Source organism: Cupriavidus sp. SHE, from assembly GCF_000812445.1.
GTDB lineage: Bacteria > Pseudomonadota > Gammaproteobacteria > Burkholderiales > Burkholderiaceae > Cupriavidus > Cupriavidus metallidurans.
The window spans coordinates 1-14405 of record NZ_JWMB01000089.1 but is presented as its reverse complement, the minus strand read 5'-3'; the positions used below and the strand labels follow the sequence as shown (position 1 = coordinate 14405).

Genomic DNA, 14405 nt, shown 5'->3' with positions numbered 1-14405 from the left:
ATTGAGCCCTGGTCCATGCCTTGCATCTTGCTGTGGTCCATGCCCTGCATCGAGCCCTGGTCCATGCCCTGCATCTTGCTGTGGTCCATGCCCTGCATTGAGCCTTGTCCTGCGCTCGGCGTTGAGCCCTGCTTCTTCGCGGTTGGGGCTGTCGCCTTCTGGGGGCGTGAATCCGGCGTTGCTTCGTTTGCCGGCGCACCATCGTTGTTTGAACTGTTGGGCGAATGCGAGTGCTGTGCCCACGCGGCGCTCATTCCTGCAGTGAGCAGGGCGGCGACTGCAATTCGTGTGTACTTGTACATGGGATCTGGTAGTCGGTTGAAGAGAGTCGGATCAGGCCACAAGTACTTCGCGGAACATCCCGGCATCCATGTGCAACATAAGGTGGCAGTGCCATGCCCAGCGGCCCAATGCGTCGGCGGTTACCAGGAAGCTGATCCGCTGCGCAGGTTGGACCGGAATGGTATGTCGCCGGGCCTGGAACGAACCGTCAGGCGACTCGAGCTCACTCCACATGCCGTGCAGGTGCATCGGGTGAGTCATCATCGTGTCGTTGTGCAGAATCACGCGCAGTCGTTCACCGTACTTGAAACGGACCGGTGTGGATTTGCCGTACTCAACACCATCGATTGACCAGGAGTAGCGTTCCATGTTGCCGGTGAGGTGCAGTTCAACTTCCCGAGCAGGACCGCGCTTGTCGAGGGGGCCGCCAATGGTATGTTGATCGGCCAGCGTCAGAACGCGGCGGCCGTTGTTACGCAGACCGATGCCAGGGTCGTCGAGATTCGTTCTGGCCATGTCCACGCGCATGTCCGTGTTCGCGCCATATTCGGTCTTGGCGTGCCGAGCCTTCGTGCTGGGGACCTTGAGCGAAGCATCCATGGCCATGCCGCCCATCGCGTGCTGGCTATGGTCCATGGTCATGGCCCCATGGTTCATGCCAGCCATGCTGCCTTGGTTCATGCCGCCCATGTCCATCTTGCTGTGGTCCATGCCACCCATGCCACCCATGCCACCCATCATGTCGCTCATGGTGAGCCACTCGGGCTTGTCCACGGCCGGCACCTGGGCGTTGAGTCCTGCGCGCACCGCGAGTGTGCCGCGGGCGTAGCCAGTGCGATCCATGGATTGGGAGAAGATCGTATAGGCGTCGTCTCGCGGTTCCACCAGCACGTCGTAGGTCTCGCCGGGACCAAAGCGGAACTCGTCAACGCTTACGGGTTCCAGGTTCTGGCCGTCGACTTGAATGACCTTGAGCTTCAGGCCGGGAATACGTACGTCATAGAACGTATTCCCGGACCCATTGATGAACCGCAGGCGTACCTTCTCACCGGGCTTGAACAAGCCAGTCCAATTGCCAGCGGGGGTAACGCCATTGGTCAGATAGGTCAGTGTGGCACCGGAAAGATCCGCCAGGTCGGTCGGATTCATCCGCATCTCGTTCCACATCTTGCGCTTCTCGAAAGCGCTCTTCACACCGTCGTTTGAAACGTCGCGGAAAAAATCGAAGACGGTGGGCTTGATGTAGTTGTAGTAGTCGCTCTGAACCTTCAGTTTCGACAGGACTCGCATGGGGTCCTCGTCGGTCCAGTCCGAGAGCAGAATGGTGTAGTCCCTGTCGGCTCGCACACCGTCCACGCCGGTGGCCGGATCAATCACGATGCCGCCATACACACCGGTCATTTCCTGGAAGCCGGAATGCGAGTGATACCAGTAGCTGCCGGTTTGTTCGACCTTGAACTGGTAGGTAAATGTCTCGCCGGGGGCGATACCGGCAAAGCTGATTCCCGGTACGCCGTCCATCTGGAACGGCAGGATGATGCCGTGCCAGTGGATTGACGTGTGCTCGTGCAAGCGGTTCGTGACGCGGATCGTCACGGTGTCGCCTTGCCGCCAGCGCAACGTCGGACCGGGAAGCATCCCATTGATAGTTGTCGCCACCCGCGGCGTACCGGTAAAGTTGACAACCGATTCGGCGATGACAAGGTCAAACTCCGTCCCCGTCAATACCGGGGCGGTGCCGGATGAAGCGCTTTCGGGGAGTCCCGATGATTGTGCCCACGCAGTTCCGCCCAAAGCACTCAGCCCCGCCATTACCCCGCCGGCGGCCAAACCTTGTACGAAACGGCGGCGTGGCAGGTTGGGCAGCAAGATGCCAGACAGTCGATCACGTCGCATGAAAATAGTCCTTTTCGCTTGAATGGCCGCTTCGGTTTTTGCGGCAGGTCAAAGAGTAGCGAGATGCTGGCTACCGACGACTTACCTGAACATTACATTCCGGACAGGTTGGGGTCACCTCGGTGCGTACTGGGTAGACTACGCCGAAGATAAAAATTTGTATTAACAAAACCCGGCCGATCGCGTTGGGAGGAGGTTGGGTAATGAAACTGCTGGTAGTGGAAGATGAAGTCAAGACGGGGGAGTATCTCCGGCAGGGCCTGACCGAGGCGGGGTTCGTGGTCGACCTGGTCGCCAATGGACTCGATGGTCAACACTTTGCGGTCAATGAAACCTACGATCTCATCATCCTCGATGTCATGCTGCCCGACGTCGACGGATGGCATATTCTGCATGCCATCCGCGCGTCAGGGAACGCGGTCCCGGTCTTGTTTCTGACGGCGCGAGACAGTGTTGCCGATCGCGTGCGAGGCCTCGAGCTCGGCGCGGATGACTATCTGGTCAAGCCATTTGCCTTTTCGGAGCTGCTTGCCAGGGTCAGGACGCTGCTGCGTCGAGGCGCGGTGCAACTAGCGATGGACCGGATTCAAGTGGCCGATCTGATTCTGGATCTGAGCCGGCGGCGAGCGTCTCGCGGTGGGCGACGCATCACGCTGACCAGTAAGGAATTCGCCTTGCTCGAGTTGTTTGCGCGTCGAAGGGGGGAGGTGCTTCCCCGATCCCTCATTGCCTCCCAGGTGTGGGACATGAACTTCGATAGCGATAGTAACGTGATCGACGTGGCGATCCGGCGCCTGCGGGCAAAAATCGATGACGGCTTTGAAGTAAAGCTGATCCAGACTGTGCGCGGCATGGGATACGTCCTCGAGGCACCTGAGGATCCTCTATGAGGCACCGTCTGTCCCTGACTGTTCGGCTGACCATCCTGTTCTCGCTTTCCTCCGCAGTGGTCCTGCTCGGACTTGGCGTGCTTATCTGGCTGGCGATGGACCGGCACTTCGCCAACGAAGATTTTGTGGTGCTGGGGGACAACATCCGTCTGATTGAACGCGTCGCGGATGAAACTCCTGTGGAACGTCTGCCTGCGCGCCTGCAGGAGTTGGTGGAGCACCATCCCGGCTTTGTCGCACGGGTGCAGACCGCGCAAGGCAAGACGATTTTTGCCACGCGGGATTTCGATTTCAGGCCGGCGGAGAGCGCTACGAACGAGGGGCCGAACTCCGAAGGCACCTTCGTGTGGCAGCAGGAAACCAAGCACTACCGCGGCATGCGAGCGGAGGTGCCCGTTTTAGGCTCGGATGTGGGCGCCTTGAAAGTGGTCGTCGGAATGGACACGGAGATTCATGCACACTTTATGCATGCCTTCCGCCGGTCCTTGGCTTTCTATACAACGCTCGCTGCTTTCGCTAGCGGCTTGCTGGGCTGGTGGGCTGCGCGCCGCGGTCTGGCGCCACTGCGCATGATGGCATCGCGCGCTAAAGATGTGACGGCGAACCGATTGGATGCGCGCATGCCGGTGGCCGCGGTGCCAGTCGAGATGGCGGATCTCGCGGCGACATTGAACGCGATGCTCGAGCGTCTGCAGAACGATTTTCAACGGTTGTCGGAATTTTCGTCAGATCTGGCGCACGAGTTGCGCACCCCGATTACCAACCTCATGACGCAGACACATGTCGTTCTGTCCCAGCCGCGTGACGCCGCAAAGTATCGCGATGTGCTGACCTCAAACGCCGAGGAATTGCAGCGTCTTGGACGGATGGTCTCGGATATGCTGTATCTGGCAAAAATGGAGCACGGCATCACGCTGCCCAATGAGGAGTCGATCGATATTGCCGATGAAGTGCTGGCACTCTTCGACTTCTACGACGCGCTGGCCGAGGACAAGGGGGTCAACCTGCAACTGCAGGGGAACGCCAAATTAGCGGGCGACCGTCTGATGATGCGTCGGGCGCTCAGCAACCTCTTATCCAATGCGCTGCGTTACACCGCGGAGGGTCGTCAGATCCTGGTGTCTGTACGGGAGCACGGAACTGATGCCATGATCGTGGTGGAGAATGAGGGCGAGGAAATCCGGCCGGATCTGCTTCCTTACATTTTTGATCGGTTTTTTCGGGCAGATAAGTCCAGGACGCGACTGGATTCGGACAGTGTCGGACTGGGACTGTCGATCACCAAGGCGATCGTGGTTGCGCATGGCGGAAAAATTGCCGCGGACTGTTCCGGCGGAAAAACCCGTTTCACCATGACGTTCCCGCATGGTCGCCTCGGACTGACCTGAGGCCCGCGCAAGGGCCTCGCGCACAGCAGCGCTGCCTGGGGTGGGCTGCCGTGCTGGTCAGCTTGCGCCGCGAGGCGGAAGCAAGTGACCCGATGGGCTTTCAAATCTTACTGCAGTGGAGGCAAGCGTTGCGTCGAATTAGATATGGAATCGTTGGGCTGGCGAGCTTATCGGGGCTTGTCGCTCACGCACACATCATCCCCATCCCGGACGTGCAACCTGCCGCGGCCGCCTATCTGGCGCCGGGCGCGTCGGGAAAGACATGGCCGGCGACGGAGTGGGTCGTGGAGGTGGACCGTCTCGACGGCCAGCCTGCGAGCCGTGCCGTCCGGACCGGTGAGTCGGTTTCGCTCAGCTTGCGAAACCTGGGTGAAAAAAGCATCGACGTCGCTGTCGTGCTATCGCAGAGCGAAGCCATGACGCCAATGGCGAATAGTCAGCCCGTGACGATTCATTTGCTTGCGGGGGAACGGCAGGAATGGAGAATGCAGGCAACGAGGCCGTTGCGGATTTTCGTTTCTGCATCCCCCGAGTGGGCGAAGTAGGGCGCGCAACGCGCCCTGGCAGCATCAGCCCCCTTCGCTGTGGCCCTTCCTGAGGGCTTCGTCGAGCCTGAAAATCTCGTTGCCCTTCATGATGATTTTCGTGCCATCCCTGGTCTCCATGACCTTGCCTTCCGGCATGTTCATGGACTTGCCGAACTTGTTCTCCATGCCCATCTTGCCGTCCTTGAAAACGTGCACCTTCGAGCCGTCCTGCAAATCGTAGGTTTTAACGACATTGCTCATATCGACCGCCGCCGCACTCAGCGATACGGCAGCAATGAAGGCTCCGACCATCAGTTTTTGTTTCATCGTTTAGATCTCCAGGTTATGGTCCTGCACTAGGGCGCATTGGGTCCACCATGTTGTGGAACAACAGGTTCAGTGGACCTTGTCTTCTTGTCATCTTCGCAACCCGCCTGTTGACTGTCCGGTGCAGATGCCGGCGTCGATCGGTCCGGCGGCTGGCTCGTCGCCTTCGGCGGCGTAACATGCTTCATCGAGTGATGCCGGGGATTGGCCGCCAACACCAATAGCTGGACCTCATCCCCGTCGTCGCGGCGTTCGGCCTTGATGCCATCAATGCCCAGTCCAGTCGGTGTCTCGGCAACCCATGCCAGTTGTATTGCCCACACCTGTCCCGGCACAAGGCAGATGGCTGCGCCAACGGACAAGAGGAGTGGCATGCCTGCTTTCATTCGCATCCTGACATTACAAGTAGCGGATGGGGCGTTCGAGAACTGTCTTTTCAATTTAATTTTATTCCCGGACCCGAGCAGCGGGCCGTATAGAGCGAAAATGTAATCCTCCCGAAAGATTGATGTTAACGAGGTAACACTGGCGGGGAAGAAATTGAAGATACAGTTTCATACGGTAATGAATACAAATCTTTTCCTGCGTTGATCGCGCCAATGCAAAGGCAAACGTCTGGAGCTTGGATTGGATATTGAAAAATTTAAGAGCATTGCATCGCTTCTGATGCGGTAATACTTGAAGCCGCTCTGAAAGAACTATGTCATGTGGCGGTTAGATTCCCGTCATTTAACGATTGGATGCGCATTCTTCGTGGATGCGCGTGGGCATTGCGGCGTGGCAGCGGATTTCACCTGTGGATTCAACCGGTCAACGCAACAGCTTGATGGAGTCGTTCAGCCGGCGTACCGAAGTTTAGTGTCTTGCGCGGGCGTTCATTGAGACGCCTCGCTACAGCATCGAACTTGATATCGGGTGCGTGCAGGCCTGCGCATTCGCAGCGGCGATGGTGGCCTCAGAAAGCCCCAGCACGCAAGGGAGATCTGTGCGCTGTGTGCCACGATTTGCGAAAGGTGCGAGAAGGAATGCAGCAAGCACGGTGCGTCGCATTGACTTGTCAGTTTTGCGGCGTCTGCAATGCGAGGGACTCAGTACGAGGAGTTAACCGGAAACTGTCGGGGGGATTACATTGAGATCCGGCGCGATCCTTAGGCCTCACTTGACGGTAGGATCTCGCTTGGCCTAGCCGACGACGCCATCGTTGGACACTAATGCGTCGCAGGGTGGCGGGAACGAAGCGTTTGGCGTGGACGTGGTGGCGAATGCGAATTACACTCATTTCCGAATGAATATCCGGGGTGCCTCCATGTTTTGCCGAGTTCTGAGCCGTTGGCCGATTGCACTGCTGCTGACGATCAGCGCGTTGTTCACGAACTTTGTCCACGCCGCGGAGGCCTTCGACGCCAAAGCCCGGCAGATTTGGCAACTCCTGGACTACGTCGCGGTTGACTACGGCGGTGCGGTGGACGATGGCAAGGTGCTCAATGGATCCGAATATGCGGAGATGCAGGAGTTTGCGGCCACAGCGGAGCGCCAACTGGGAGAGTTGCCTCAGGGTCCCGCCACTCAATCGCTACGCGAGCAGGCAGCGTCATTGCGCGAGGCAGTCGCGAACAAGGCCACAGCGGTTGCCGTGGCGCAAATCGCCCACGAACTCGCGGCCGCTGTACAGCGCGCGTACCCTTTTCCAGTGGCGCCTGCCAAAGTACCCGATCTAAGTCGGGGCGCTCAGCTGTTCCAGGCGCAGTGCGCAAGTTGCCATGGCGCGCAGGGGCGTGGTGATGGGCCGCTGGCTGCGACGCTCGATCCGAAGCCAACCGATCTGACCGATCATCTGCGCGCGCAGGAGCGAAGCCTCTTCGCGCTGCATCAAGTGCTCAGCAACGGTGTTACCGGCACCGCCATGCCAAGTTTCGGCGCGCTGCCAGACGACGACAGGTGGGCCACTGCCTTCTTTGTCGGGTCGCTGTCGTACACCGGTGATTTCGCGTGCCGAACTCTACGTCAGCGAGCCGTTTGCCGATCCGACGCTCCCTGCGTTCTCAGCGCAGATGAGACAGGTCGGGCATGATTTGCAAGACTCGACCGTTCGGTATCTTGCGACCAGATTTTCGTGGCAGGCTTAAGGAAACGTCCCTATGAATCCGGATATCTACCGCGCGCGCGAGGCCGAGGCGCAGGCCGCGCTGGACGCTGCGGCCGACTACCAACTCACAGCACACGCGACCGCGCGCGGCGCCTTGCGGGCTATTGATCTGGACGGTGCACAGGCTCTAATGGGCCAGTCTGGCGGATGGATTGCACTGGGCAACGCAGCTGCTGTCGACCTCGCTGGTAATCAGGCTGCCGCGGAATTTGCCGAGGCGCTGGCGCAGCGCGATGCGCCCGACCCCAACGACGATCCCTACGGCCGGAATTTGGGTCTGGACCGCGACGCGTGGCTGCGGGAAATGCTGCACCAGGCCGGCGGCCTTGTGGGCGGCTACCTGTAGGTAAAGGGCGCCGATGGACATACGAGTCGCCGCCCGTGGCCGACAGGATGGCAGCAATGCAGAAAATCTTCGTTGACGCGCTCGCTGCACGCCCCTTCATGCAGCTTGGCAATCGTGAGAAAACGCCCCTGTGACCGGAAGCGCCACGCCCGAGCGTGAGAACACGGGCCGATCTGGCATAATCCACGGCAAGGTTGCTTAGGTCAGGGGCGGTTGCGGGCAGTTCGACCCTGCTGGGTGCCTCATACCTGGTCTTTTATTTTCTCCTGCTGGTGGTGCTTGACTTCGTCAAGCTGCGCGGTATGACAAATATTAACTCGACATCAACTGGTGTCGGAAAGGCCGAAGGTGAAGGTATGGGCAAAAACTCTCTGGATTTCGTGAAGCTGTCTGTGTTGTCTGTGTTGGAAACGATTCACGGGCTGGGTATGAGTGCACTTGTGGCTGTAGCGCTGCCCTAAGCAACTTTGGCAAAAGCCGCCTCCGGGCGGCTTTTTTTTACGCCACCGCCTCCATGCCGATGGAACAGCAACCGTCAGGTGCCAACTCCGGCCACTTCAAAGATCTCAGCGAAGTTCTTGCGATCCCTGTCCTTGTCCTGAGTCGTCTCTGAATTGGCTTGGACTTGCGATGTGCGTCACGGACCCCGACAAGGGCAACGAAGGCATCTCCGCGATCTTTATCGATCTGGACAGCCCGGGAGTGACACTCGATACCGCCTGCGTGCCCATCACCGGCCAGTACGTGGACGCCGACATCATCCTCGACAATGTCCGCGTGCCACGCTGCAACTGCATCGGCGGCGAAGGCAACGGTTTCCGGCTTGCGATGAACCGGATCAGCCTCAACCGCCTATTGCACTGCCCGACCATGATCGGCCTGGCCCGCCAGGCGCTGCGCTTGTCCATTGACTACGCGAACACGCGCCGCCAGTTCGGCGGCCCGATCATGCGATTCCAGGCCATCCAGCACATGCTGGCGGACATGGCGTCCAGCCTGTTTGCCTGCGAGAGCATGGTGCTGGCTGCCGCGCGCCGTGCCGATGCAGGCAGTGACGTCCGCATGGAGGCGTCGATGTGCAAGCTCTTCGTCTCGGAAGCCTGCTTCCAGATCGCGGACAAGGCCGTGCAGATTCATGGCAACGTGGGTGTCACGAAGAACCATCCGGTCGAGTTCATCTTCCGCAGGCTCCGGCTATACCGCATCGTCACGGGAACCAGCGAAATCCAGCGTAACACGATCGCCAAGGAAATCCTGCAGAGGCATGGGTCTTGAATGCGCACGTGCAATCCTGATCGCGACGTCCACGCCAGCATCAAGCGGGGTCAACAGGCTGTTCGCCGAGAACCGCTTCGGCTGCGACCTCTGGATGCATGTCAACATACCGTGCGGTCATCCCACCCGAGATGCATCGCGCCGCAGGTTGCCGGAACTGCGAAGCGACCCGCGTTGCGCGTCAATCCTGCGAATCACTGGCCTCGTGGCTTGACTTGTCCAGTGCTTTCTAATATTTGCTTGCAACGTGCGTAATTGGTGCGACGGGATGCGCGGAGGGTGGCGGATTCTGTTCGGCGTCTCCCCGACTTGGTTGGGATTCAGGTACAGAGGCGTCTACGTCCGGAATGAGGGGAGTTCGGTCACGAACGTCTACCAACCAAATGGCCCCTAATGGCCGACAAGCGACCGCCTGCCGGCCGATGTAAAGGTCAGACTTCGGTTTGCTCTGCAATCTCCAAAGCGTCATCAACCTCAATGCCCAAATACCTGACGGTGCTCTCGAGCTTGGTATGACCGAGGAGCAGTTGGACGGCTCTTAAGTTCTTGGTCCGTCGGTAGATCAAAGAGACCTTCGTTCGCCGGATTGAATGCGTCCCATAAGCGGAGGTGTCCAGGCCGATCGAGGCTACCCACCGATGGACCAATCGGGCATATTGTCGGGTCGATATATGGGGCGAAGAATGCAAACGACTGGGGAAGAGAAAGTCGCCGCAGCTCAATCCCCGTGCATGTATCCAGGCCTGGAGGCATTCGCGAGTCGGGCCAGTAATCTCAAACTGCACCGGTCGATGGGTCTTTTGCTGCATGACCGTCGCACGCATGCCAACTTGTCTTCCTACGCTGACATCCTGAACGCGGAGACGGATCAGATCGCAAGCGCGCAGTTTGCTGTCGATGGCGAGGTTGAACATCGCCAAGTCTCTCGTGTTTGCGGTGAGCTGAAGGCGCGTACGGATGGCCCAGATCTCGGATAGCTTCAACGGAGGTTTCTGCCCCGTCAGTCTTCCCTTGTTCCACGGGTCGTGGTGGGTGACAGATGTTTGGGAGGTAGTCATGACTAGCTCCTAGAGTTGATGGGAGCCCATTTTGCGCTTGTGCCGGAGCCCCTCAAGTTGTGGGCGCTGGGCGCTAGTCCCACTCCACCTCCGAAACCAGTTCGGCCGAGACGACCCCTTCAACGCACATCTGGTAGAGCTTTCGGTAGCACAGCGGACATGGCGCACAGTCCAAGGCCTGGTTGCCTCCGATTTCGAAGTGCAGTTCGCGAATCCGGACGGGGCCCCCGCATTTGCAGACGAGAATCTGGGTATGGTCATCCATCGCTTATCTCCGTGGCAGAAGGGGATTGCAGCATGTGACGGCCGGAGGCTTCCTCGGATCAGCGAGATACTGATCGTCATGAGCGCGCGCCCGAAGGCACCGCAGGCTCCGAAGAGCCGAAGCATAGGACCAAAATTTTCGTGCGGGGGCAGCTTCGGATCTTGCCGATTCGTTGGTTGCCGAGACTCAATCGCCGAGTTCCTGTGCGGGACGCAGGGGGCGTCTCGGTGAGCGGGCCGTGACCGACCCTTCATATCACACCCGAAAGCAGCCATTCAGCGTGGTATCGTTGACCGCTTCGAGTCTTTGGGACCAAAGCAATATGGCCACGCTTGACCTCATCGGGGTTGCAATTCAGTTCAAGGATTGGGAAAAGCCATGGACGTTCTATTCGGTTGTGTTGGACCACATCTCACATGATTCCGACGACCGCGCCATTTTCGAGCGGATATGGGCAGAAGCGTGTCGTCCGGAACATTGGCAGTACGTCGACATTTCGAAATGCTCTGATGCGTGTGATCACGGGCTCGAGATTGGATTTTCATGGCTGCCCGAGGAGGCGCGTGTGCAGTTCGTGCGAGCAGCATCATTCCAATGGAAATGACGCGAAAACTCGGAAGGCCTTCGGTCGCCGGCGCTCGCGCGCAGCACCGTTACAGCAGGCGTTCTCCGGGCGGTTGAGAGCATCAGAGCTAGATAGGTACACAGATTGCTCTAAGCTTGCAGCCGAGCGCATCTTCGAGTTGCGATTCTTGCTCACCCGATAGGGTGCGTAGATTCGGATTCATCGCCTCAAGTACGAGCCGTCCAAATGCTGTCGGCCACAAATATCTGAGATCGTTCAATGAGACGGTAGCCTGACAGCAGCAGTCTTGACCAGCAGGTCAGGTAGTCTGCCCACAGCGAAATCATCCATCTTGGTCACCCACCAGTCTTCGATGTCCACATCGCAATTGGGACAAGCCACGCTAGACCAATTTGCTCCGGGGTGAAAAATTCGACGTCCTGCTTGAATAAGAACGTAATCTCATCGGCATTGGGAGCGAATTGCGAGAAGAGCGCGCGCGCAACTTCTGCTGCCAATTCAATCGGCCTGAACTCGGGGTCGAGGGGAACACGCCATGCCCGTCCGCTCATCACGAGGGAGTCAAAGCTCAAACGTCGGATCGCCCGCCCACGCGAGAAAGCTGCGCACGACAGTAGCCTCAGTTCCGTCACTGAACCGGATGATCATCGCGCCGTCTTCGTCGGCGACCGACTCCACGCCTGGCAGTGAACGTGTAAGGACCTTGGCCTCTTCGTCAACCGTATTCGGTGCGTCGCCATTGACAGGAGCCTCAATGATCTTAATCTGATCCACCGTCTGGTGGCTCACCGATCCGGTTTTCGTCATCGTCGCTGCGGCGACGCGGTGCCCCTTCGATGCCAGGTTGGCTCCCGCCAAGGTTCGCGAGTCGTTTGGCGGCTTCACGCTGGATCAAGGCCTTTAGCGCCTCGCGCACAAGTGCCGTTTTCTCTTCCAGCCCCGTATAGGCACGGGCCTTGGCCAGCAGTTCATCGTCAAGCGTAATCGTCGTACGCATAGGAATCTCCGCAAGTACCGGCACAGACTATAGCATCCAATGATGTCGATTTTGGTGCGCACTTACATTGGGAATGCGGGCGTTTTGCCACCACAGGCCTGCAAAATCGGTGTGTCCACTGCAGGCCAATTCTTGTCTGCCGCCGATACCTGTGGTCTGCGTTCTGTCTCCAGTCCGTGCCGCGCGGGCTCCGACGCTTGGAGCCGCCATGGCTGCAACCGTTCCGCCTGAGTCGCCTGCGACCGCGCCTGCACCTCGGCCACTTCGTTTCCTGCGCGCCGTGACGGCGTGCGCCAAGGCGGCCCCGGCGTGGCGCACGCCGTCACGGCGCGCTAAGCGGCCGTGCGGCAAGGTGTCGCTCCACCCACTGCGCCCAGGGCGCGTCGAGTTGGCCGGCCAGCGTGGCGAGTACCAGGCGGATGTCCAGGTGGTGACAATGCGTCAGCAACCGCTCGAGGACGGGACGGCGGACGGTGCGCAGCGCGCCGAGGACGAGCCGCATGCCTTCGGGCGAACTCATGGTGCAGTCGCTTACCAGTTCCAGGATCGCACGCTCGGGCACCGACACCCGTACCGCCGGATGGTGATCGGGCAGGGCAGTGATCCCGAAATCTGCCGGTAGGCGCCGATCGAACAGCGCGCACCCCTGGTAGGTATAGGCATAGACGGCGTCCACCCAACGCGGCAGGGTGGTGGGCGCCTCGCCCCAAGATGAGCCGTGGGCGCAGGGCCACGAAGTGTCGCACGCCCTGCCAGTCCAGCGCGGTGCGGCCGCCCACGTGCAGCCCCGGGCGTTGCCAGCAGAGCCAGGCTAACCATGGAGGTGGAAGTCGTATTCGCAGCATTGCCGGAGGGGGCAGTCATCGGAAGGTGTTCGAAGCGGCCCTGCGAAGGGCAAGTACCGGGGGGCTCGGCTCAATTATCCACTTCTCTCACGGATTTCATCCCCGGGCCCGGTTTACTGGGAAATCGTTCAACGAAGACATTCGCGTGCGGGGCAATGACGCGATTGGGTTTGGCACTCCTTGGTGGGAAGAGGGGGTGGAGAGAACCATCCCGACGCTGTGTGTACCGAGCACGGTGTATATATCGACGATATCCTCGTAATTGACCACGGTGTCCTCGTTGCCCCAGGAGAGTTGAGCGATGCGGACGAGTTGCTAGCTAGTTCGTGATCTATGGTTGCTAGGAGACATCTATGACAGGTATTCATCTCAGGACGCGACTGTGCGAGCTGCTCGATATCAACTACCCCATTTGTCTCGCAGGGATGGGATCTCAAGGTCGTGCAACGCCTCCGGCCCTTGTCGCCGCGGTGTCGGAAGCCGGAGGATTGGGCGTTATCGGTGCCGCAGGACTATCGCCTTCGCGGCTACGTGCAGTCATCCGAGAGGCTCGCGCGTTGACGGCTAAGCCCATTGGCGTCAACCTTGTATTGCCACAAGCCGCTGCGAAGGCCGAGCTGGATAGGGACAGGATCCGGCGAGAGATTATTGAACAGTTCCCTGAGCATGCCGCTTTCGTGCGTGAATTGGCAAAAGGCTTCGGACTTGAACTAGTGGAGCTAGATGGTCGCATTGCCGTGTCTGGCGCGGCGACTGCAGATGGCACAGATGCGGACCTTCGTGGCTCGCGCGCTGACTTGACGCGAAGCTTGATCGACGCGGTTCTAGAGGAAGATGTCCAGGTCTTCGCAGGGGCGGTCGGTGACCTGAAGCTCATCGCGGGGCCTGCGCACGAGAAGCGGATGCTCGTTATGGGACTAGCCACTGGCACGAAGCAAGCTAAAAGCTAGGCGCTCGCCGGCGCAGATCTCCTCATTGCCCAAGGACTGGAGGCCGGCGGCCATGTGGGGCGAATTCCGAATTTTGCGCTGCTTCCTGATGTCATCGATTCTGTTTCTGTCCCCGTCATTGCGGCGGGAGGCATCAGCGATGGCCGGGGCATCGCTGCATCTTTGGCGTTTGGGGCCGTTGGAGTTTGGATGGGAACTGCGTTCCTGGTTGCCGAGGAATGCAATATTCCCGGCGAACATAAGTCCCAGATTCTTGAAGGGCGGCTGGAGGATTTCCGCAGTGACCGGATCTACTCTGGAAGTCCCATGCGCGGATTCCGGAAAGCCACGATCAAGGCTTGGGAGGACTCTGGATTGGAGCCGCTCGCAAATCCGTACCAGAAGGTCTTGATGGATGACTTCAATGCAGCGGCAGCAGCGGCCAGTCGCTGGGACCTGCACAGCAATCCTAGTGGCGTCGGAGGAGGGCTACTGACAGAGGCGAGGCCAGCGCGAGCGATCGTCGCCGAGCTTGTGAATCGCGCTTCGGATGCGGATTTCGGTGAAGGTGATCAGCGGTTTCGGCGAACGTGATCAGGGAAGGAAGGTGGTACTGCGCGGTCAGGAGATTGTAGCGTAGGTGATCAC

General features: G+C 59.3%; 14 protein-coding genes and 3 pseudogenes. 10 read left to right on the top strand and 7 right to left on the bottom strand.

Annotation, left to right across the window (positions count from 1 at the left end; translation table 11 throughout):
- Window positions 1-333: 333 nt before the first annotated feature.
- Window positions 334-2178, bottom strand: a complete 1845-nt coding sequence (locus tag RN01_RS31125; RefSeq protein WP_011229403.1) for a copper resistance system multicopper oxidase — start codon at window positions 2176-2178, stop codon at window positions 334-336.
- 203 nt (window positions 2179-2381) lie between these two features.
- Between RN01_RS31125 and RN01_RS31120 the strand changes: the two genes are divergently transcribed.
- The 3 genes from RN01_RS31120 to RN01_RS31110 are packed head-to-tail and all read left to right on the top strand — an operon-like array spanning window position 2382 to window position 5001.
- Complete coding sequence (locus RN01_RS31120) at window positions 2382-3068, top strand: heavy metal response regulator transcription factor (protein WP_008652575.1); 687 nt, start codon at window positions 2382-2384, stop codon at window positions 3066-3068.
- Window positions 3065-4456: a heavy metal sensor histidine kinase gene (locus RN01_RS31115; RefSeq protein WP_008652574.1), complete on the top strand. Its 1392-nt coding sequence runs from the start codon at window positions 3065-3067 to the stop codon at window positions 4454-4456. The genes RN01_RS31120 and RN01_RS31115 overlap by 4 nt, the downstream gene beginning before the upstream one ends.
- A 50-nt stretch (window positions 4457-4506) precedes the next feature.
- Window positions 4507-5001, top strand: coding sequence for a hypothetical protein (locus RN01_RS31110; RefSeq protein WP_011514844.1), 495 nt, complete (start codon window positions 4507-4509; stop codon window positions 4999-5001).
- Window positions 5002-5025: 24 nt separating this feature from the next.
- Here the strand turns inward: RN01_RS31110 and copK are convergent, their stop codons facing one another.
- Complete coding sequence (gene copK / locus RN01_RS31105) at window positions 5026-5310, bottom strand: periplasmic Cu(I)/Cu(II)-binding protein CopK (protein WP_008652571.1); 285 nt, start codon at window positions 5308-5310, stop codon at window positions 5026-5028.
- Between the two features lie 29 nt (window positions 5311-5339).
- Window positions 5340-5684, bottom strand: coding sequence for a Cu(II)/Cu(I) resistance protein CopM (locus RN01_RS33600; protein WP_133428603.1), 345 nt, complete (start codon window positions 5682-5684; stop codon window positions 5340-5342).
- Between the two features lie 541 nt (window positions 5685-6225).
- Here RN01_RS33600 and RN01_RS35105 point away from each other — a divergent pair.
- The 4 genes and pseudogenes from RN01_RS35105 to RN01_RS31085 all read left to right on the top strand — a co-directional run.
- On the top strand, window positions 6226-6363 hold the full coding sequence (locus tag RN01_RS35105) for a four-helix bundle copper-binding protein (RefSeq protein WP_111733881.1): 138 nt from the start codon (window positions 6226-6228) through the stop codon (window positions 6361-6363).
- Window positions 6364-6511: 148 nt separating this feature from the next.
- On the top strand, window positions 6512-7381 hold the full coding sequence (locus RN01_RS31100) for a c-type cytochrome (RefSeq protein ID WP_008652570.1): 870 nt from the start codon (window positions 6512-6514) through the stop codon (window positions 7379-7381).
- A 67-nt stretch (window positions 7382-7448) separates the two neighbouring features.
- Window positions 7449-7802: a hypothetical protein gene (locus tag RN01_RS31095; RefSeq protein WP_008652569.1), complete on the top strand. Its 354-nt coding sequence runs from the start codon at window positions 7449-7451 to the stop codon at window positions 7800-7802.
- Window positions 7803-8426: 624 nt separating this feature from the next.
- Window positions 8427-9077 (top strand): annotated as a pseudogene (locus RN01_RS31085) (acyl-CoA dehydrogenase family protein); the annotation flags it as partial.
- Window positions 9078-9508: 431 nt separating this feature from the next.
- On the opposite strand, the gene RN01_RS31080 reads toward RN01_RS31085, so the two are convergent.
- Window positions 9509-10135, bottom strand: coding sequence for a tyrosine-type recombinase/integrase (locus tag RN01_RS31080; protein ID WP_008652562.1), 627 nt, complete (start codon window positions 10133-10135; stop codon window positions 9509-9511).
- A 587-nt stretch (window positions 10136-10722) separates the two neighbouring features.
- Here RN01_RS31080 and RN01_RS31070 point away from each other — a divergent pair.
- Complete coding sequence (locus RN01_RS31070; protein ID WP_008652558.1) at window positions 10723-11004, top strand: hypothetical protein; 282 nt, start codon at window positions 10723-10725, stop codon at window positions 11002-11004.
- A 543-nt stretch (window positions 11005-11547) separates the two neighbouring features.
- Here RN01_RS31070 and RN01_RS31060 read toward each other — a convergent pair.
- The 3 genes and pseudogenes from RN01_RS31060 to RN01_RS31050 form a co-directional block, all read right to left on the bottom strand.
- Window positions 11548-11793, bottom strand: a complete 246-nt coding sequence (locus tag RN01_RS31060; protein WP_223277379.1) for a cytochrome c1 — start codon at window positions 11791-11793, stop codon at window positions 11548-11550.
- Window positions 11747-11983 carry a type II toxin-antitoxin system VapB family antitoxin gene (locus tag RN01_RS31055; RefSeq protein WP_008652555.1) on the bottom strand — a complete coding sequence of 79 codons (237 nt, stop codon included), beginning with the start codon at window positions 11981-11983 and terminating at the stop codon, window positions 11747-11749. Before RN01_RS31055 ends, RN01_RS31060 begins: the two co-directional genes overlap by 47 nt.
- A gap of 322 nt (window positions 11984-12305) precedes the next feature.
- Window positions 12306-12680 (bottom strand): annotated as a pseudogene (locus tag RN01_RS31050) (type IV toxin-antitoxin system AbiEi family antitoxin domain-containing protein); the annotation flags it as partial.
- Between the two features lie 501 nt (window positions 12681-13181).
- Here RN01_RS31050 and RN01_RS31045 point away from each other — a divergent pair.
- Entirely contained in the window at window positions 13182-13778 is a 597-nt protein-coding gene (locus RN01_RS31045) for a nitronate monooxygenase (RefSeq protein ID WP_017511943.1), read from the top strand.
- Window positions 13779-13796: 18 nt separating this feature from the next.
- A pseudogene (locus RN01_RS31040) lies at window positions 13797-14351 on the top strand (NAD(P)H-dependent flavin oxidoreductase); the annotation flags it as partial.
- Window positions 14352-14405 lie beyond the last annotated feature (54 nt).

Bases quoted from the DNA above. Each gene is read 5' to 3' on its own strand.
- RN01_RS31125 (WP_011229403.1), bottom strand. From the start codon at position 2,178: ATGCGACGTGATCGACTGTCTGGCATCTTGCTGCCCAACCTGCCACGC.
- RN01_RS31120 (WP_008652575.1), top strand. From the start codon at position 2,382: ATGAAACTGCTGGTAGTGGAAGATGAAGTCAAGACGGGGGAGTATCTC.
- RN01_RS31115 (WP_008652574.1), top strand. From the start codon at position 3,065: ATGAGGCACCGTCTGTCCCTGACTGTTCGGCTGACCATCCTGTTCTCG.
- copK (WP_008652571.1), bottom strand. From the start codon at position 5,310: ATGAAACAAAAACTGATGGTCGGAGCCTTCATTGCTGCCGTATCGCTG.
- RN01_RS33600 (WP_133428603.1), bottom strand. From the start codon at position 5,684: ATGCCACTCCTCTTGTCCGTTGGCGCAGCCATCTGCCTTGTGCCGGGA.
- RN01_RS31095 (WP_008652569.1), top strand. From the start codon at position 7,449: ATGAATCCGGATATCTACCGCGCGCGCGAGGCCGAGGCGCAGGCCGCG.
- RN01_RS31080 (WP_008652562.1), bottom strand. From the start codon at position 10,135: ATGACTACCTCCCAAACATCTGTCACCCACCACGACCCGTGGAACAAG.
- RN01_RS31070 (WP_008652558.1), top strand. From the start codon at position 10,723: ATGGCCACGCTTGACCTCATCGGGGTTGCAATTCAGTTCAAGGATTGG.
- RN01_RS31060 (WP_223277379.1), bottom strand. From the start codon at position 11,793: ATGACGAAAACCGGATCGGTGAGCCACCAGACGGTGGATCAGATTAAG.
- RN01_RS31055 (WP_008652555.1), bottom strand. From the start codon at position 11,983: ATGCGTACGACGATTACGCTTGACGATGAACTGCTGGCCAAGGCCCGT.
- RN01_RS31045 (WP_017511943.1), top strand. From the start codon at position 13,182: ATGACAGGTATTCATCTCAGGACGCGACTGTGCGAGCTGCTCGATATC.